13 protein-coding genes are annotated in these 17,462 nt (G+C 75.0%); 7 read left to right on the forward strand and 6 right to left on the reverse strand.

Annotated elements, in window-relative coordinates:
• The first annotated feature begins 1 nt into the window (after window position 1).
• From K7854_RS14650 to K7854_RS14665, 4 genes are all read left to right on the forward strand, one after another.
• A complete protein-coding gene (locus K7854_RS14650; protein WP_226026919.1) occupies window positions 2-715 on the forward strand; it encodes a GntR family transcriptional regulator in 714 nt (237 codons plus the stop codon).
• Window positions 712-1,635, forward strand: a complete 924-nt coding sequence (locus K7854_RS14655) for an NAD(P)/FAD-dependent oxidoreductase (RefSeq protein ID WP_226026920.1) — start codon at window positions 712-714, stop codon at window positions 1,633-1,635. Before K7854_RS14650 ends, K7854_RS14655 begins: the two co-directional genes overlap by 4 nt.
• A gap of 374 nt (window positions 1,636-2,009) precedes the next feature.
• Window positions 2,010-3,173 (forward strand): exonuclease SbcCD subunit D, encoded by a 1,164-nt coding sequence (locus K7854_RS14660; RefSeq protein ID WP_226026921.1) that lies wholly within the window; start codon window positions 2,010-2,012, stop codon window positions 3,171-3,173.
• Window positions 3,170-6,166 carry an AAA family ATPase gene (locus K7854_RS14665; RefSeq protein ID WP_226026922.1) on the forward strand — a complete coding sequence of 999 codons (2,997 nt, stop codon included), beginning with the start codon at window positions 3,170-3,172 and terminating at the stop codon, window positions 6,164-6,166. Before K7854_RS14660 ends, K7854_RS14665 begins: the two co-directional genes overlap by 4 nt.
• Window positions 6,167-6,184: 18 nt before the next feature.
• Here K7854_RS14665 and K7854_RS14670 read toward each other — a convergent pair whose 3' ends face one another.
• On the reverse strand, window positions 6,185-6,631 hold the full coding sequence (locus K7854_RS14670; protein WP_226026923.1) for an Lrp/AsnC family transcriptional regulator: 447 nt from the start codon (window positions 6,629-6,631) through the stop codon (window positions 6,185-6,187).
• A gap of 121 nt (window positions 6,632-6,752) precedes the next feature.
• Between K7854_RS14670 and K7854_RS14675 the strand changes: the two genes are divergently transcribed.
• Both K7854_RS14675 and K7854_RS14680 read left to right on the forward strand, forming a co-directional pair.
• Complete coding sequence (locus K7854_RS14675) at window positions 6,753-7,244, forward strand: rhodanese-like domain-containing protein (RefSeq protein WP_226026924.1); 492 nt, start codon at window positions 6,753-6,755, stop codon at window positions 7,242-7,244.
• Between the two features lie 120 nt (window positions 7,245-7,364).
• Window positions 7,365-8,210, forward strand: a complete 846-nt coding sequence (locus K7854_RS14680; RefSeq protein ID WP_226026925.1) for an SDR family oxidoreductase — start codon at window positions 7,365-7,367, stop codon at window positions 8,208-8,210.
• 22 nt (window positions 8,211-8,232) lie between these two features.
• Here K7854_RS14680 and K7854_RS14685 read toward each other — a convergent pair whose 3' ends face one another.
• Together K7854_RS14685 and K7854_RS14690 are read right to left on the reverse strand one after the other, a co-directional pair.
• A complete protein-coding gene (locus tag K7854_RS14685) occupies window positions 8,233-9,921 on the reverse strand; it encodes a DUF885 domain-containing protein (RefSeq protein ID WP_226026926.1) in 1,689 nt (562 codons plus the stop codon).
• A 78-nt stretch (window positions 9,922-9,999) separates the two neighbouring features.
• Window positions 10,000-10,521 (reverse strand): Lrp/AsnC family transcriptional regulator, encoded by a 522-nt coding sequence (locus K7854_RS14690; RefSeq protein WP_226026927.1) that lies wholly within the window; start codon window positions 10,519-10,521, stop codon window positions 10,000-10,002.
• 60 nt (window positions 10,522-10,581) lie between these two features.
• Between K7854_RS14690 and K7854_RS14695 the strand changes: the two genes are divergently transcribed.
• The gene (locus tag K7854_RS14695) at window positions 10,582-11,805 is read left to right on the forward strand and encodes a trans-sulfuration enzyme family protein (protein ID WP_226026928.1); all 1,224 of its coding nucleotides are present in this window, start codon (window positions 10,582-10,584) and stop codon (window positions 11,803-11,805) included.
• 56 nt (window positions 11,806-11,861) lie between these two features.
• Here the strand turns inward: K7854_RS14695 and K7854_RS14700 are convergent, their stop codons facing one another.
• From K7854_RS14700 to K7854_RS14710, 3 genes are all read right to left on the reverse strand, one after another.
• The gene (locus K7854_RS14700; protein ID WP_226026929.1) at window positions 11,862-13,220 is read right to left on the reverse strand and encodes a GNAT family N-acetyltransferase; all 1,359 of its coding nucleotides are present in this window, start codon (window positions 13,218-13,220) and stop codon (window positions 11,862-11,864) included.
• A gap of 116 nt (window positions 13,221-13,336) precedes the next feature.
• Window positions 13,337-16,042, reverse strand: coding sequence for a DUF7824 domain-containing protein (locus K7854_RS14705; protein ID WP_226026930.1), 2,706 nt, complete (start codon window positions 16,040-16,042; stop codon window positions 13,337-13,339).
• The gene (locus K7854_RS14710; protein WP_226026931.1) at window positions 16,039-17,442 is read right to left on the reverse strand and encodes an SWIM zinc finger family protein; all 1,404 of its coding nucleotides are present in this window, start codon (window positions 17,440-17,442) and stop codon (window positions 16,039-16,041) included. Before K7854_RS14710 ends, K7854_RS14705 begins: the two co-directional genes overlap by 4 nt.
• Window positions 17,443-17,462 lie beyond the last annotated feature (20 nt).

Below are 17,462 nucleotides of genomic sequence, written 5' to 3' on the forward strand. Positions count from 1 at the left end.
CATGGGGGGCGGAAGGCGCCCGGCACGGGACACCGGGCCGAGCAGGGGGGAGGAGGCCAGACAGCAGGCTCTCACCCACCTCAGACGGGCCATCCTGCACGGTGACATGGTGCCGGGTCAGCGGCTGGTCGAGCCCGAGCTGGCCGACCGGTTCGACGTGACCCGGACCGGCGTCCGGGCGGCGCTGATCGACCTGGCGGCCGAGGGACTGGTCGAGCGCGCTCCTCATCGGAGCTCGCGGGTACGGGTGGTGCCGCCGACCGAGCTGGTGGCGATCACCGAGTGCCGCATGGTGCTGGAAGGACTGTGCGCAGCCAAGGCAGCCGCCGACCCCGTCGAGGGTCAGCTGGCCGCACTCGAGGATCTCGGCGCCGCCCTGACCAAGGCCGCCGAGGCGGGAGACCTGCCGACCTACAGCGAGCTGGACATCGAACTGCACGCCTGTGTACGGGAGTTCTCCGGTCAGCGGGCGGCGGTCGAACTGCTCGACCGGCTCAGCACCCGGCCGATGCCGGAGCGGCTGCGGTCGTTGTCCCGGCCGGGGCGGCTGCGGCAGTCCCTGCGGGAGCATCTCGCGGTGATCGAGGCGATCACCGCGCGCGATCCCCGGGCGGCGGAGGAGGCCGCGCGCGCCCACCTGCGCCAGGTCGTCGCCACACTGCGGCCGCGGCAGCTTCATCAGGCAGACCCAACGAACGAAGGAGCAGGAAGATGACCTACGACGTAGTCGTGGCGGGGGCCGGCCTGGCCGGCCTGACCGCTGGTCTGTACACGGCACGGTTCGGTCTGCGGACGCTCGTGGTCGAGCAGCTCATGCCGGGCGGCCAGGTGATGAACCTCGAACGCATCGAGAACTTCCCGGGGTTCCCCGACGGAATCTCCGGTGCCGAACTCGGGCCGACCGTCCTCCAGCAGGTCGAGGCCGCGGGCGGCGAACTCGCCATGGACACCATCGTCTCCTTGGACCGCGTCGGTGACGGACCGCGGAGCGAGTTCGAACTGCGGTGTGAGTCGGACACGTTCCGCACCCGTTCGGTCATCGTCGCCACCGGATCGTCGCGACGCACCCTCGGGGTTCCGGGTGAGGCCGAGTTCACCGGACGCGGCGTGTCCCAGTGCGCCGCCTGTGACGGGCACTTCTTCGCGGGCAAGCGGGTGCTGGTGGTCGGCGGCGGCGACTCGGCGTTGGACGAAGCGCGGGTGCTGGTCGACAGCGGCGTGAAGGAGGTCCTCGTGGCCCACCGCGGGCCCCGGGTGACCGCACAACGGATCATCGCCGACCGGGCTGAGGCGTCGAACGCGATCCGCACCCTGGCGGACACCGAACTCGTCGAGGTCCGTGGCGACGGGAAGGTCACGGGAGCGCTGCTGCGGCAGAAGGAGACCGAGCGGAGCGAGGCCGTCGACGGCGTGTTCGTCTTCGCAGGCCTGGAGCCCAACACCGGATGGCTCGGCGGCCTCGTCGACCTCGACCCCGCCGGCCACATCGTGACCGACATCAGTCTGGCCACTTCGGTGCCGGGAGTCTTCGCCGCCGGTGACGTCCGTCAGTTCTCGGCCGCCCAGCTCGCCGCATCCGCGGGTGACGGGGCGACCGCCGCCGTGTCCGCGGTGCGCCACCTGGAAGGCGCATAGCGGGCGTCCCCAGATGACCCCAGGTTGTGGTGGTAGGTCAGGACGCGAAGTCGAATCGGGCCGGTGGCGTGGGGGTGGCGTTGGTCACCAGTGGGCCATGAGATGTCGCTCCCGGGCGGGAAGGCTGTGCAAGCAGTGCCATCGCCGGCGGCGTGTCATCCTCGAAGTGCCGAGGTGGCTTGGCCGCTCCACCATCCAGATCACGGCCGACATCCATGGCCGTCTGACCCCGGACGCGGGTGGCAGACTGAGGCCCGTGATGGACCAGGTACCGACGGGCGCTAGCGTGGTCGGTGCTGACCAGGAGGACCGTGCTGGTTCGGTGCTGACCACAGGGGCTGAGTAAGGGGAAACATGCAGGTCGGAGCGGCGTCGTGAGAATTCTGCACACGTCCGACTGGCACCTCGGCCGGGCGTTCCACCGGGTGAACATGCTCGGCGCCCAGGCCGGGTTCGTCGGCCACCTCGTCGAGACCGTGCGCGAGCACGCCGTCGACGCCGTGGTCGTGTCGGGAGACGTGTACGACCGGGCGGTGCCGCCGCTCGCCGCCGTCGAGCTGTTCGACGACGCCCTGCACCGCCTCGCCGACCTGGGCGTGCCCACGGTGATGATCTCCGGGAACCACGACTCGGCCCGCCGCCTCGGGGTCGGCGCCGGGCTCATCGACCGGGCCGGCATCCACCTGCGCACCGACCCGGCGGGCTGCGGCACCCCCGTGGTGCTGGCCGACGCCCACGGCGACGTGGCCTTCTACGGGCTGCCCTATCTCGAACCCGCGCTGGTCAAGGCCGAGTTCGGCGTCGAGCGGGCGGGGCACGAGGCCGTTCTCGCCGCGGCCATGGACCGGGTGCGCGCCGACCTCGCCACACGCGCGCGAGGCACCCGTTCCGTCGTCCTCGCGCACGCCTTCGTCACCGGCGGCGAGCAGAGCGACAGTGAGCGGGACATCACCGTCGGCGGGGTCGCCGCCGTGCCCGCCGGCGTCTTCGACGGCGTCGACTACGTGGCGCTGGGCCACCTGCACGGCTGCCAGACCCTCACCGAGCGGGTCCGCTACTCCGGCTCCCCGCTGCCCTACTCCTTCTCCGAGCACCGGCACCGCAAGAGCATGTGGCTGGTCGACCTGGACGCGGCGGGTGCGGTCACCGCCGAGCGTCTCGACTGCCCGGTGCCGCGCGCGCTGGCCCGGCTGCGCGGCCGGCTGGCGGACCTGCTCGCCGACCCGGAGCTGACCCGGCACGAGGACGCGTGGGTCGAGGCGACCCTCACCGACCCGGTCCGCCCGGACGAGCCCATGGCCCGGCTCACGGAGCGGTTCCCGCACACGCTCAGCCTCGTCTTCGACCCCGAGCGGGCCCCCGACGAGCCCGGCGTGTCCTACGCCCGGCGCCTCGCCGACCGCAGCGACCAGCAGATCGCGGAGGACTTCGTGACCCACGTGCGCGGCGCCGGACCCGACGACCGCGAACGGAGCGTGCTGCGGGACGCCTTCGACGCCGTACGCGCGGACGAGACCGTGCGGGAGGTGGCCCGGTGAGGCTGCACCGGCTGGACATCACCGCCTTCGGGCCCTTCGGCGCCTCGCAGAGCGTCGACTTCGACGACCTGTCGGCCGCCGGGCTCTTCCTCCTGCACGGCCCCACCGGCGCCGGCAAGACCTCCGTCCTCGACGCCGTCTGCTACGCCCTGTACGGCTCCGTACCCGGCGCCCGGCAGGGCAGCGGCCAGGGCATGACGCTGCGCAGCGACCACGCGGCCGTCGGCACCCGCACCGAGGTCCGCCTGGAACTGACCGTGGCGGGCCGCCGCCTGGAGATCAGCCGGCAGCCGCCCTGGGAACGGCCGAAGCTCCGCGGCAAGGGCACGACCGTCGACAAGGCACAGACCTGGCTGCGCGAGTACGACGCGACGACCCGCGCCTGGAAGGACCTCAGCCGCTCGCACCAGGAGATCGGCGAGGAGATCACCCAGCTGCTCGGCATGAGCCGCGAGCAGTTCTGCCAGGTCGTGCTGCTGCCCCAGGGCGACTTCGCCCGCTTCCTGCGCGCCGACGCGGAAGCGCGCGGCAAACTCCTCGGACGCCTCTTCGACACCCGGAGGTTCGCCGAGGTCGAGAAGCGCCTCGCGGAACGGCGCCGGGCCACCGAGGCCCAGGTCCGCGAGGGCGACGCCACCCTGCTGGCCGACGCGCACCGGATGCAGCAGGCCGCCGGTGGCGCCATGGAGCTGCCGGAACTGGCGCCGGGCGAGCCGGGGCTGGCCGAGGCGGTCCTCGAAGCCGCCGCCGTCGCCCGCGCCGACGCCCGCGAGCTGCTGACCGTCGCCGAGTGCCGGCTGACGGCCGCCGAGTCCGCCCAGGCCGCCACCGGCCGCCACCTGGCCGACGCCCGCGAACTCGACCGGCTGCAACGCCGGTTCGCCGAGGCACGGGAGCGGGCCGCCCGGCTGGCGGAGCGGGCCGAGGACCACCGCGCCGCCCAGGAGCGCATGGAACGGGGCCGCAAGGCCGAGGCGGTGGCCCCCGCCCTGGAGCTGCGGGACGCCGCCGAGGGCGAACACCGCAGAGCGGCGGCCGCGGAGGCACGCGCCCGTGCCCTGCTGCCGCAGGCCCTCGCCGACGCGGGCGCCGCCGGACTGGCCGCCGCCGCCCGCCGGGCCGCCGAGGAACTGGGCGGCCTGGAGGCGGCCGGGCGCGCCGAACGGCGCCTCGCCGAACTCGTCGACGAGCGGGCCGGCCTCGACCGCCAGGAACGCGCCGACGAGGAAGTCCGGCAGGAGGCGGAGACCTGGCTCGCCGACTGGGAGGCCACCCGCACCGCACTCCAGAGCCGCGTCGACACCGCACAGGAGGCCGCCACCCGCGCCGAACAGCTCGCCGTGCAGCGCGACCCGGCGCAGCGCAGGCTGGCCGCCGCCCGGCAACGGGACCGGCTCACCGACGACACCGAAGCGGCCCGGCAGCGGGCGCTCACCGCCGCGGAGGACGCCGTCGAGGCCCGCGCCCACTGGCTCGACCTCAAGGAACAGCGGCTGCAGGGCATCGCCGCCGAACTCGCCGCGAACCTCACCGACGGCACGCCGTGCGCGGTGTGCGGCGCCACCGAGCACCCCGCACCCGCCCGCAAGAGCGCCGGGCACGTCGACCGCGACGCGGAGGAGCGCGCCCTCACCGCCCACCAGACCGCCGAGGAGCGGCGCGCGCAGGCCGAACGGCACCTGGGCACCGTACGGGAGGCGCTCGCCGCCGCCACGGCGGAAGCCGGGGAAGCGCCCACCGCCCGGCTGGCCGCGGAGGCGGAGGAACTGGAGGGGGCGTACACGCGTGCGCGGACGGCCGCCTCCGGCCTGCACGCCGCGCAGGAGGAACTGCGGCGGGCCGAGGGCGAACGCGAGCAGCGCGTCGCCGCCCAGCAGCAGGCCGCCGTACGGTCCGCCTCCCGGGTCGCGACCCGGGACCGGCTGGGGCGCGAACAGGCCGCGCTGGAAGAGGAGTTGACGCGGGCCCGGGGTGCCGCCGAGAGCGTGGCGGCGCGGGCGGCGCAGTTGGAGCGCCGGGCCGCGCTGCTCACGGAGGCTGCCGACACCGCGCGCGCCGCCGCGGACACCGCGCAGCGGCTCAAGGACGCCGACGCCCGGCTCGCCGACGCCGCCTTCCGGGCCGGTTTCGACACCCCGGCCGACGCGGCCGCCGCCCTGCTCGACGACACCGCCCACCGCGAGCTGCAGCGACGGCTGGATGCCTGGCAGTCGGAGGACGCCGCGGTCCGGGCCGTCCTCGCCGAGGCGGACACCGCCGACGCGGCCCGGCGACCGCCCGCCGACCTGGCCGCGGCGCAAGGGGCGGCCGCCGACGCGGACCGGCGCCTTCGCGAGGCATCCTCGGCCCGCGACGCCGCCGACCGGTGCCGCGCCGAGCTGGACCGGCTGTCCGCGCAGGCCGCCGCGTCGGTGCGCCGGCTCGCCCCGCTGCGCGAGGAGCACACCCGGGTCGCCCGCCTGGCCTCCCTCGCCGCGGGCACCTCGGCGGACAACGAACACCGGATGCGCCTGGAGTCGTACGTCCTGGCCGCCCGCCTCGAACAGGTCGCCGCCGCGGCCACCGCCCGCCTGCTGCGCATGTCCTCCGGCCGCTACACCCTGGTCCACTCCGACGACCGCAGCGGCCGCGGCCGCAGCGGGCTCGGCCTGCACGTCGTCGACGCCTGGACCGGCCGCGAGCGGGACACGGCCACGCTGTCCGGCGGCGAGACCTTCTTCGCCTCGCTCGCCCTCGCGCTCGGCCTCGCCGACGTCGTCACCGACGAGGCGGGCGGCGTCCGCCTGGACACCCTCTTCATCGACGAGGGCTTCGGCAGCCTCGACGACCAGACCCTCGACGAGGTCCTCGACGTCCTGGACGCACTGCGCGAACGGGACCGCAGCGTCGGCATCGTCAGCCACGTCGCCGACCTGCGCCGCCGCATCCACGCCCAACTGGAGGTCGTCAAGGGGCGGTCCGGATCGGTACTGCGGCAGCGGGGCGCCGGCTGAGCGCGCCCGGAGCCGGATTCAGCGGCCCAACGGGCGGCGGGGGAGCGGTGAGGAGTAGACGACGCTCGTGGTGACCGAGCCCAGGGCGCTGATCCGGCCCGACACCTCCTCCAGGTGCCGCATCGAACGGGCCGCCACCTTGATGACGAAGCAGTCGTCCCCCGTGACGTGGTGCGCCTCCAGGATCTCCGGCGTGACCGCGACCAGGTCGTGGAACGGCTTGTAGTTGGCGACCGGATAGCGCAGCCGCACGAACGCCAGGATCGGCAGGCCCAGCCGCTCGGGGTCGACGACCGCCGTGTACCCCTGGATGATCCCGGCCTCCTCCAGGCGCCGCACCCGCTCCGTCACCGCACTCGCGGACATCGAGACGGCACGGGCCAGTTCGGCGAAGCCGGCCCGACCGTCCCGCTGGAGGGCGTCGAGGAGGCGCCAGTCGACGGCGTCCGGGGAATACTCGGTCATCCGGATTGAATAGCAGGGATTCCCCGGCGAAACAAGGGATCGACCGGGGAATCGCCCTTCAGGCCACGTGGCGCGGACCGTAGGTTTTCCGTTGGAAGATCCATCGAGGAGAGGCCGGACCATGAGCGTCACCACCACCCCCGTCGGACAGGTCAACCCCGTCCTGCGCGCGGCCCCCGCGCCGCCCGCCGAGGCCGCCGCGTACTTCCGGGCGAGCCTCGCCTTCCACACCGACGTCTCCGACGTCGCCGGTGCGCTCGCCGCCGACGGTGACCCGGGGTTCGTGCTCGTCGACTGCCGCTCCACCGAGTCCTGGGACCAGGGCCACGTCCCGGGCGCCCGCCACCTCCCCACCGCCCTGATCCCCGAGCGGGCCGGGGAACTCCTCGATCCCGCCGTGCCGGTGGTGACCTACTGCTGGGGCCCCGCCTGCAACGGCGCGACGCGCGCCGCGCTCGCCCTCGCCGAACTCGGGTACCCGGTCAAGGAGATGCTCGGCGGCTTCGAGTACTGGGTGCGCGAGGGCTTCGAGTTCGAGACCTGGCAGGGCACCGAGCGCCGCGCCGCCGACCCCCTGACCGCTCCGGTGGACGCGGCCGACTGCGGTTGCTGAGCGCGAACGCGGGTCCTGCCGCACGGTGCGGTACGCGGAGCCGGGCGCGGAATCGAGTCCGCCTCCGCCGCGGCGATATTGGCGTGCGGGGCGGCCGCGGCCCGCGCATCATGGGTGCCCATGCCACGACTTCCCCACCCCGCCCCCGAAGACCTGCGCCGCGACCCGCTCCCTCTGCGCGGCCGCACCGCCCTCGTCACCGGAGCCAGCCGGCGCGGCGGCATCGGACACGCCGTCGCCCGGCGGCTGGCCGCCTACGGAGCGAGCGTCTACCTGCACCACCACGTCCCGCACGACGCCGCCATGCCCTGGGGCGCCGACCGGCCCGAGGAGGTGGCCGCCTCCGTACGCGCGGCGCTCGGCGACCCGGACGCCGCCGTGCACGCGGGCCCCGGTGACCTGACTCACCCGGACGCCCCGAGCGAACTCGTCGCCACCGCCGCCGAAGCGCTCGGCGGACGGCTGGACATCCTCGTCGCCAACCACGCGCTCAGCGGATCCGACGGCACCCTCGACACCGTCGACGCCGCCATGCTCGACGCCCACTGGCAGGTCGACACCCGCTCGGTGCTGCTGCTGATCCAGGCCTACGCCCGGCGCCGCGCCGCGCTGCCGCCGCGCACCCCGGGCGGACGCGTCGTGATGATGACCTCCGGCCAGGACATCGCGGGCGGCATGCCCGGCGAGATCGCCTACGCGCTCCAGAAGGGCGCGCTCGCCTCCGTCACGCGCTCCCTGTCGACGACCCTCGCCGAGCACGCCGTCACCGTCAACGCCGTCAACCCCGGTCCCGTGGACACCGACTACCTGACCGGCGCGGACTACGACGCCGTCGCCGCGCTCTTCCCCGCCGGCCGGTGGGGCATGCCCGACGACCCGGCCCGCCTCATCGCGTGGCTGGCCACGGACGAGGCGGAATGGGTCACCGGTCAGGTGATCGACTCGGAGGGCGGCTTCCGGCGGTGAGGCCGACGGCCCGACGAGCGCCTCACAGCCGCGACAGCTCGTCCACCAGGTCGTCCAGACCCAGCGAGCCCTGGGACAGGGCCGCCATGTGCCACGCCCTGAGGTCGAAGGAGTCGCCGTGCCGCTCGCGGGCCTTCTCCCGGCCCAGCAGCCACGCCCGCTCGCCGAGCTTGTAGCCGATCGCCTGGCCCGGGATGGTCAGGTACCGGGTCAGCTCGCTCTCCACGAAGTCCGCCGGGCGGCTGCTGTGCGCGCCGAAGAACTCCTGCGCCAGCTTCGGCGTCCAGCGCTCGCCCGGGTGGAAGGGCGAGTCCGCCGGGATCTCCAGCTCCAGGTGCATGCCGATGTCCACGATGACGCGGGCGGCCCGCATCATCTGCGCGTCCAGGTAGCCGAGGCGCTGCTCCGCGTCGGTGAGGAAGCCCAGTTCGTCCATCAGCCGCTCCGCGTACAGCGCCCAGCCCTCGGCGTTGGCGCTGACCATGCCGACCGAGGCCTGGTAGCGGGAGAGGTCCTCCGCCACGTGCGTCCACTGCGCGAGCTGGAGGTGGTGGCCCGGGACGCCCTCGTGGTACCAGGTCGAGACCAGGTCGTACACGGGGAACCGGGTCTGGCCCATGGTCGGCAGCCAGGTGCGGCCGGGACGCGAGAAGTCCTCCGACGGCGAGGTGTAGTACGGCGCCGCCGCGCTGCCGGGCGGGGCGATGCGCGACTCCACCCGCCGTACCCGCTCGGCGAGTTCGAAGTGGGTGCCGTCCAGCTGCTCGATCGCCTGGTCCATCAGGCCCTGCAGCCAGTCGCGGACCTCGTCGACGCCCTCGATGTGCCTGCCGTGCTCGTCCAGGTGCGCCAGGGCCACCCACGGGGTCTGGGCACCCGGCAGGATCTTCTCGGCCTCCGCCTTCATCTCGGCCAGCAGGCGGTGGTACTCGGACCAGCCGTACGCGTACGCCTCGTCCAGGTCCAGGTCCGTGCCGTTGTAGTAGCGCGACCAGCGGGCGTAGCGCTCCCGGCCCACCGTGTCCGGGGCGCCCTCGATGGCCGGGGCGTACACGTCGCGCATCCAGTCCCGCAGCTCCGCCACGGCGGCGGTCGCACCCCGGGCGGCCTCGTCCAGCTCCGCGCGCAGCGCCTGGGGACCGTCGGCGGCGAAGTCCTCGAACCAGCCACGCCCCTCGCCGGTGTCCGCCCACTCGCCGAGCTGCTCGACGAACGTCGCGGTCGGCCGCGGCGCCGCGTACAGCCCGCGCTCCAGGCCCAGCGACAGGGACTCGCGGTAGCCCGCGAAGGCCCCCGGCACCGCCCGCAGCCGCTCGGCGATCCGGGCCCAGTCCTCGTCGGTCCCGGTCGGGGTGAGGGTGAAGACCTCGCGCACCGAATGCGCGGCGGTGCCCATGTTGCCGACCGAACGCAGGCCCTCGTCGGCCTCGTGCACCGCGAGTTCGGCGGTGAGCCGCTCACGCAGCAGCCGGGCGCAGCGCCGCTCCACGTCGCTGTCCCCGCCCGGCCGGCGCTCCGCCTCGTCCAGCCGGGCGAGGGTGGTGCGGGCCAGCTCCGCGAGGGCCTCCTGCCCGGCGGGTGAGAAGTCGGGCAGACGGCTGGAACTCTCGGCGACACCGAGGTAGGTACCGGTGACGGGGTCGAGGGCGATGAGCTCGTCGACGTACGCGTCGGCGACCTCGCGGGGCAGCGGGCTCTTGGTCTCTGACATGCGGACATCCTCATACGGATTCCGGTGCCGCGTCAGCCCGGTGGGCCGGACCCGGTCGCCCGGGCGGCCGGATTTCGCTCAGGGCGTGGCCGCGGCCGGGGGCGGGACCGAGGGCGGTGACGCGGGCGCGGCCGGGGGCAGCAGGGGGCCGCACTCCCACTGCTGGAAGATCAGTCGGGTCTCGACCCGGGCCACCTCCCGCCGGGACGTGAACTCGTCCAGGACCAGCCGCTGCAGATCCGTCATGTCCGCCACCGCGACGTGCACGAGGTAGTCGTCCGGGCCGGTGAGGTGGAAGACGGTGCGCGACTCGGGCAGCGCCCGGATCCGCTCCACGAACGGCCCGACCAGCTCCCGCCGGTGCGGGCGCACCTGTACCGACAGCAGCGCCTGGAGGCCGCGCCCCAGCTTCGCCGGGTCCAGCTCCAGCCGGTGGCCGAGGATCACACCGGCCCGCCGCAGCCGGGCCACCCGGTCCAGGCAGGTCGACGGGGCGACGCCGACCTGGGCGGCGAGATCGCGGTAGGTGGTCCGGGCGTCGTTCTGCAGCAGCCGCAGCAGATGGAGATCCACCGGATCCAGTACGACGGAATCGGCCATGGCCCGAACGTAGCACGGAGTCTGCCGCCACCGGCCCGTGCGGTGTTCACCCTTCGGGCCATGGACTCAGCGCGCACGCACACGTCACCACCCGACGACGTACGCACCACCGCACCCGCGGGCAGGGCACTGGCCACCGAGGCCGTGCACGCCGGCCGCGACGACCTCGCCGCCCGGGGCCTGCACGCCCCGCCCATCGACCTGTCCACGACCTACCCGTCGTACGACAGCCGCGGCGAGGCCGCCCGCATCGACGCCTTCGCGGCCACCGGCGCCGAGCCGGACGGCCCGCCGGTCTACGGCCGCCTGGGCAACCCGACCGTCGCCCGCTTCGAGTCGGCCCTGGCCCGGCTGGAGGGGACCGGGGCCGCCGTCGCCTTCGCCAGCGGCATGGCCGCCCTGAGCGCGGTCCTCCTGGTCCGCGGCTCGATGGGGCTGCGGCACGTGGTGGCCGTACGGCCGCTGTACGGCTGCAGCGACCACCTGCTGACCGCGGGGCTGCTCGGGTCCGAGGTCACCTGGACCGACCCGGCGGGCGTCGCGGACGCGCTGCGTCCGGACACCGGCCTGGTGCTCGTGGAGTCGCCGGCCAACCCGACGCTGGCCGAGGTGGACCTGCGGGCCGTCGCGCACGCCTGCGGGTCGGTGCCGCTGCTGGTGGACAACACCTTCGCCACGCCCGTGCTCCAGCGCCCCGCCGAACACGGCGCCCGGCTGGTGCTGCACAGCGCCACCAAGTACCTCGGCGGGCACGGGGACGTGCTGGCCGGTGTGGTCGCCTGCGACGAGGAGTTCGCCGGGCGGCTGCGCCAGGTCCGCTTCGCCACGGGCGGCGTACTGCACCCGCTGGCCGGCTATCTGCTGCTGCGCGGGCTGTCCACGCTGCCCGTCCGGGTGCGGGCCGCCTCCGCCAACGCCGCCGAGCTGGCCGGGCGGCTGGCCGCCGACCCGCGGGTGGCCCGCGTCCACTATCCGCGCATCGGCGGCGCGATGGTCTCCTTCGAGGTCCACGGCGACCCGCACCAGGTCATCGGCGGCGTCCGGCTGATCACCCCGGCCGTGAGCCTCGGCAGCGTCGACACGCTCATCCAGCACCCGGCGTCCATCAGCCACCGCATCGTGGACGCGGAGGACCGGCGGGGCGCCGGGGTCGGCGACCGGCTGCTGCGGCTGTCGGTCGGCCTGGAGGACGTCGAGGACCTGTGGGCCGACCTGGACCGGGCCCTGAAGGAGGGGGCGGCCGGGACCGTCCCGGGGCGCGAGGCGCTGTCGCGGACCGAGTGAGCCGCCGGCCACCGCGCCCACCGTCCGTCCCTCCCGGCCGATCGGCTCCCTGACCGTCACTCCCGGCCGATCGGCTCCCCGTGCGGCAGTCGCGCCGCGGAGCGGGACGAGGGGTCCAGCCGGGCCGTGACGACCAGGGTCCCCTCCTCGATCTGGTAGTCGAGGGGGAGGCCCAGGCCGCGCATCGCGGCGACCATGCCGGTGTTGGAGGCCTGGGTGACCGCGTACACGCTCTCGCAACCGGTCTCCGCCGCCATCGCGACGAGCCGGCCGAGGAGTTCGCCGCCGATGCCGCGGCGCTGCCAGCCGTCCTCGACGAGCAGCGCGACCTCCGTCTCGTCCCCGTCCCACAGCAGGTGCCCGAGCCCGACGATCCGCCCCGAAGCGGTCTGCACGGCGAGGGTGCGGCCGTAGCGGGGGCTGAGCAGGTGGTTGAGATACCGGTCGGCGTCCCCGACCGGACCGTGGTACCGCATCCCGAGCGTCCGCGCCGAGCAGCGTTCGTGCATCGCCTTCGCGGCCGGAACGTCACGCGTGTCGGCCCGGCGGACCGTGATGTCGCTCCCCTCGGGCAGGGTCAGCACGTCCCGGGCGCGCGGGATCCGCGGACCGAGCCGGGCGTCCAGCTCGACCAGCGCCCGCGCCCGGGCGAACTCGGCCGGGGTGAACGGCAGATGGGGGCGTTCCACGCTGATCACCCCGCCCTCCGGGGCGCGCAGCCGCAGCACCGTGTCCTCCAGCGTGCCCTCCGGCGGCACGGCCTGGTCCCCCCGCGCCCCCGTCCGCCCGTCGGCGGTCGCGGGCAGCGACCTGATGGTGCACCGGCCCAGCAACTGCCGCAGGGCGAGCGGCAGTTCCGCCGCGTCCAGGGCCGTCCGGGCGGCCAGGGCCAGTACCCGGGTCGGTGCGTCCACCAGGTCGTGGGCGTCCGCCCGCTCGGTCCAGGTCCGGGCACCGCCCGCCGCGGTCACCACCTCGGCCAGCTCGGTCCCGCTCAGCTCGCCCGGGGCCCGGAGCAGGAACTCGTCCACCGTGCCCTCGGCCAGCGGGTGCGTCTGCAGGCTCAGGATGTCGATCCGCCGGTCGGCGAGGGCGGTGCAGAGCACGGCCAGCGAGCCCGGCGCGTCCCGCACCGTCGTCCGCATCCGCCACAGCGCGCTCTCACCGCCCGGTTCGGTCCCGCCCGGCTCGGATCCGGTCGTCTCGTGCCCGGTCGATCCGGTCCCGGCCGTCCGCTCGGCGGTCGGTGGCCGGGCGCCGGTATCGTCCGCGGGCGGCGCCTGCCCGCGGCGTCGTGACCACCGGGTGTGGAAACCCGCCGTGGCGATCAGTGCCGCCAGCGAGGCCAGCACCAGGGCGGGCACCGCCGTGCCGTGCTCGACGAGGTGCGCCACGGCGTCCGTCACTTCAGACATGTCTCGACTCATGCACCCACTGTGAAGGAACGGTGTTGCGTGATCACGAACGCTCTGTGACCGATGGGTAAAGAAGGCTTCTGGGGTGCTTTGTGTCCTTTCGGGGCGGTGTGCCGTCAGGCGGCGGGTGCCGCCGCCAGCGCGTCTCGCAGCCGCCGCGCCTGGGTCACCAGCCGTGACGCGCCGCGCCTGTCCGCCACCGACGACAGGTGCGGCAGGACACCCCGCGCGCCCGTCCGCTCGGCGCACTCGGCCGCCACGGCCAGCAGCTCACCGAGGCCCCGGGTCGAGGGCGTGGTCGCGCCGGTGGCCAGGTCCGCGAGCAGCACGGGCAGCATGTGACGGAGGACCGTCCACACGGTGGCGTTCGCGCCCGTCGCCGCGGCGGTGCGCACCGCATCGGCGAGCCGGGCCGGCTTGACCGCGCCGCGCCGCACCAACTGGCCGAGGTCCGCGCCCAGCCGGTCGGCGCCGAGCCGGCCCCGGGCCGCCAGCATCAGCAGGGCGTCCACCGCGGCGAGCCGGTCCTCGGCGTGCCGCGCGCCCAACCCGTAGGCCACGCACAGATGCACGGCCTCGCCCGCCTCGCCGTCCGCGTCGGCGAGCCGGGGCAGCACCGTGGCGGCGGCGCCCCGCTGGTCGTTCACGGTCGCCTCGGACACATCCCGCAGCAGTCGTGCGGCCACCAGCTCCGGCCGCTCGGGCAGCAGGGCGAACCAGTGCGAGCGCATCCCGCCGCTCCAGTGGCTGCAGTACCAGTGGCTCGAGCCCGGACTCACCGGACGCCCCAACAGCCGCAGGGCGGCCGGGAACTCCTCCGACCGGAGGTCGGGCACCTCACCCAGTTCCACCAGGATCCGGGCGTCCGCCGTCCACCGGGTGGCGAAGGGGTTGGTCCGCTCGGCGGTCAACCGGCGCGCGAGCCGCTCCCCCTCCTCTGTCCCCAGCGCCGCCGCCCGTTCCGCCGCCGCGAGCGCCGACGTGCGGTCGTCACGCCGCACCCGCAGCAACGCCTGGCCGAAGTCGACCGGCGCGACCCGGGCGCCCGCGCGGCGGTAGTCGTCCAGCCGGTCCACCAACGTGTCCGGATCGAGCAGGCCCGTGCCCCAGGTGGGCGTGGCCAGCAGGAACGGCTGAGGATCGGTGCGCAGCCGGTGGGCCACCTCCCACACCCGGGCCTCGAAGGCGCGGGCCAGGGAGTTGTGCGCACAGCCGGAGTTCGTCAACCCGTCCTGGACCACCCGGTGCAAGGTGTCCGTCCGGACCTTCCCGCACAAGGTCGCGAGCAGGAGGTCGAAAGCGCGAGCGCCGTCGAAGAGTTCGTGACGGCGAGCGAAGAAGTCGTCCGACGGGTGGCCGTACCGCAGCTCCGCTTCGGCCCACCAGCGGCGGGCGACCACCGGTTCCAGGGCCTCCAGCAGGGCGTTCCGGTCCCGGTGGGCGTGCCGGACCAGCCCGTCCAGGGCGCGCTCGAACGCGGACACGTCACCGCCGGCGGCCAGCAACGCGCTGATCTCCTCGGCGACTTCGACCGCCGACGTGGCAGCGGGGGCCAGGCGCACCGACTGCGGCGGGGGAGGCAGTACCTCCTCGTGGGACATGGTCCGGGCGTCCGGCGGCGTCGCACCGAGGGTGCGCACCGCCCGGGTGCGCAGCGCCGGAATCAACTGCTCCGCCGCCCCGGCGAGCTCCTCCCGGACCTCCACGGCGGTGACCTTGCCGACGTGCCGCTCGACCAGCTTCAGCGCCCGCTCCTGCGCGTCGGAGTCCTCGTGCCCGAACGCCCGGGCAACCGCCGGCAGCAACGCGTCGGCCGAGGCGGGGTCTTTGGCGAGTACCTTGCCGAGCAGCACGAGCTGGGACCGCACGAGCTTCTTCTCCGTGCGGAACAGCACCGCGTCGGTCGCCTCCGCCAACTGCCGCGGCGGCAGCTCCCCGGCCAGGGCCAGGGCGCCCAGCACCGACTGGGCGTGGGAGGCCACCGTCGGCATCGCGTCCGAGGCGAGCGCCGTCCAGTCGGCCGTCCGCCCGCGCTCCTCCTCGCGGGAGAGCGCCAGATCGCGCAGCAGGCGCAGGAACACCCGGAGTTCGGCCGGTGCGCCCCCGCGCAGCAGCCGTGCCACGCACGCGTCGACGATGGCCCGGCGGTCGAGCGCGCCCTCGGCGGTCAGCCGTGCCAGTGCACTGGTCCAGCTCCCGGGTCCGTCGCCGGACAGCCATCCCAGCTGCGCGCCGACGCCTTCGGTGCGGAAGAGGGCGGCGACCAGCTCCGCGAGGTGCGGGTCCTGGCGGAGACGGTCGCAGACCGTGCCGGCCCGCTGCCAGCTTCCGCTGATGTGGAGCAGCCAGCCCCGTACGTAGGCATCCGTCGTCGGCACCGGGCAGCCGGACAGCCGCACCAGGCCGGCCATCAGCTCGTACGGCACGTTGGACGCGGCCGGTCGCTGGGCGAGCCGGTGCACCACGTCGGCCAGCCAACCGCGATCACGGTCGCCCAGCACGTGCAGCAGGACCGCCGGTGACGCCTGCGACCAGCGCATGTCGACGGCCGCGAGCCAGTTCGCCACGGCCGCGGCGCCGGTCTGGCACGCCGCGCCGGCCGCGTGCAGCGCGGGGTGGGCACGACGGGACTCCGCGGACCAGCGGGCCGTCCTCAGCTCCTGGCGGACGGCCTTCAACTCGGGGAAGCAGCCGCGCCGCTGAGCGTCGGTCATGCCGTCGAGCAGCGCCACGACCTCCGCCGTCCGACCCGCGCGCACCGCCCCCACCAGCAGCCCCGTCGTGTCCGCGGTCGCAGTCGCAGTCGTCGCCGTCGCCGTCATCGCGCACCCCCGTCGATCCGAACCGTCTCCTGTGCCTCGCCGGCGCCCCGCCGCACCATCCGTACCGCCAGCGCGTGCTTGCACGGACCGCGCCCGCCCCGGTACCTGGCCCACCACAGACAGCTGCACGAGAGCACCCCCGCCTCCTCGCGCACCCGGTGCACATGGCCGTCCTCGGCCGTGACCGTCCCGATCGCCCCGTCCAGGGCGACCGCGCCCGCCGCAACCAGCGCGCGGGCCGAACGCAGCCGCGGATTGTGACGCTCCACCCGCTCGGCGTCGTACGGCAGCTCCCGGTGGAAGTAAGCCGCCTCCGCGGTGTCGTACCCCACCCGCCCCGACGTGCCGAGCCGGACCAGGGCCGCACGCACCCGCTCCGCGGTCAGCCCCGAGGCCGCGGCCAGGTCGGCGATGTCGATCCGCGGCTCCCAGGCGAGGAGCACGGAGACCAACTCGGCGTCCTCGGCGGCCTCGTCGGTGGCGAGCGCGTCGAGCACACCGCCCTCTCCGGAGAAACCTCGCGAGGCGTCGGGGGACAAGGTGAGGGTGAGGCGCATGCCGGGCAGGAGCACCTCCCAGGCGGAGGCCGTGGCGGCGGCTCCCGGAGCGAGGGCCGGACCGTAGACCCGCAGGGCCGTGGCGTGCCGCAGCACGCGCTGCAGCGCGACCAGCCGCTCCGGACCGGGCAGGCACACCGCGCCGGGCACCGCACGCGTCGTCGGCCGCAGCGAACGCCCCGACGGCACCACCCACCGGAGGCCGGGCGCCCCGCTCCGGCCGCCGCGGGGCAGCGCACGCAGGAAGCGCACCGCCTCGGCCGCGTCCAGCTCGGCCCGCAGGTCGAAGCCGGCCGCTATGACCTGGGCCTCGGCGAAGCCGCGCAGCCACCGGTCCGGCAGCGGCACCTTCTTCTCCACCACCGGCCCGTCCAGCGTGGTCACGGCCAGCTCCTCGGGGCCGACCCGCAGGTGCAGCGGGTCGTCGGCGCCGATCCGGGACAGGGCCTCGCGCAGGGGGTCGTTGACGTCGACGTTCGTCGTGCCGCGCCCGACCTCGCCGCCGTCCAGACCGGCCTCCAGCACGTCCAAGCGGGCGTAGACCCCGCCGCAGCCGGAGAAGGACTCGAAGCGGAGCCGGTCGCCGCCTGCCGTCACCACCGGGTCCAGCGAGGCCCGCAACTGGGGCTGGAAGTACCGCGCGGCGGCCACGTCGGCCACCGCGAGCAGCGCCGCGGACGCCTTCTGGGGCGACGTCAGGAAACCAGCGAAGAACCGCGGATGGGCCACGGCGCCGGCGGGCGTCGCACCCCGGGAGGTCTCCAGCCCCAGGCGCTGCCCGTGCGCCGCGGATTCCAGCACGGAGGGTCGTCGATAGGCCACGGCCTGCAAAGATCGCGTCATGGAAAAACCGTAGAGGCGAC

It is taken from the genome of Streptomyces hyderabadensis (genome assembly GCF_020404845.1).
GTDB classification, from domain to species: Bacteria; Actinomycetota; Actinomycetes; order Streptomycetales; family Streptomycetaceae; genus Streptomyces; species Streptomyces hyderabadensis.

Coding starts and splice junctions, on each gene's coding strand:
- K7854_RS14670 (WP_226026923.1), bottom strand. CDS start 6,631: ATGACCGAGTATTCCCCGGACGCCGTCGACTGGCGCCTCCTCGACGCC.
- K7854_RS14655 (WP_226026920.1), top strand. CDS start 712: ATGACCTACGACGTAGTCGTGGCGGGGGCCGGCCTGGCCGGCCTGACC.
- K7854_RS14685 (WP_226026926.1), bottom strand. CDS start 9,921: ATGTCAGAGACCAAGAGCCCGCTGCCCCGCGAGGTCGCCGACGCGTAC.
- K7854_RS14710 (WP_226026931.1), bottom strand. CDS start 17,442: ATGACGCGATCTTTGCAGGCCGTGGCCTATCGACGACCCTCCGTGCTG.
- K7854_RS14705 (WP_226026930.1), bottom strand. CDS start 16,042: ATGACGGCGACGGCGACGACTGCGACTGCGACCGCGGACACGACGGGG.
- K7854_RS14700 (WP_226026929.1), bottom strand. CDS start 13,220: ATGTCTGAAGTGACGGACGCCGTGGCGCACCTCGTCGAGCACGGCACG.
- K7854_RS14675 (WP_226026924.1), top strand. CDS start 6,753: ATGAGCGTCACCACCACCCCCGTCGGACAGGTCAACCCCGTCCTGCGC.
- K7854_RS14690 (WP_226026927.1), bottom strand. CDS start 10,521: ATGGCCGATTCCGTCGTACTGGATCCGGTGGATCTCCATCTGCTGCGG.
- K7854_RS14695 (WP_226026928.1), top strand. CDS start 10,582: ATGGACTCAGCGCGCACGCACACGTCACCACCCGACGACGTACGCACC.
- K7854_RS14650 (WP_226026919.1), top strand. CDS start 2: ATGGGGGGCGGAAGGCGCCCGGCACGGGACACCGGGCCGAGCAGGGGG.
- K7854_RS14680 (WP_226026925.1), top strand. CDS start 7,365: ATGCCACGACTTCCCCACCCCGCCCCCGAAGACCTGCGCCGCGACCCG.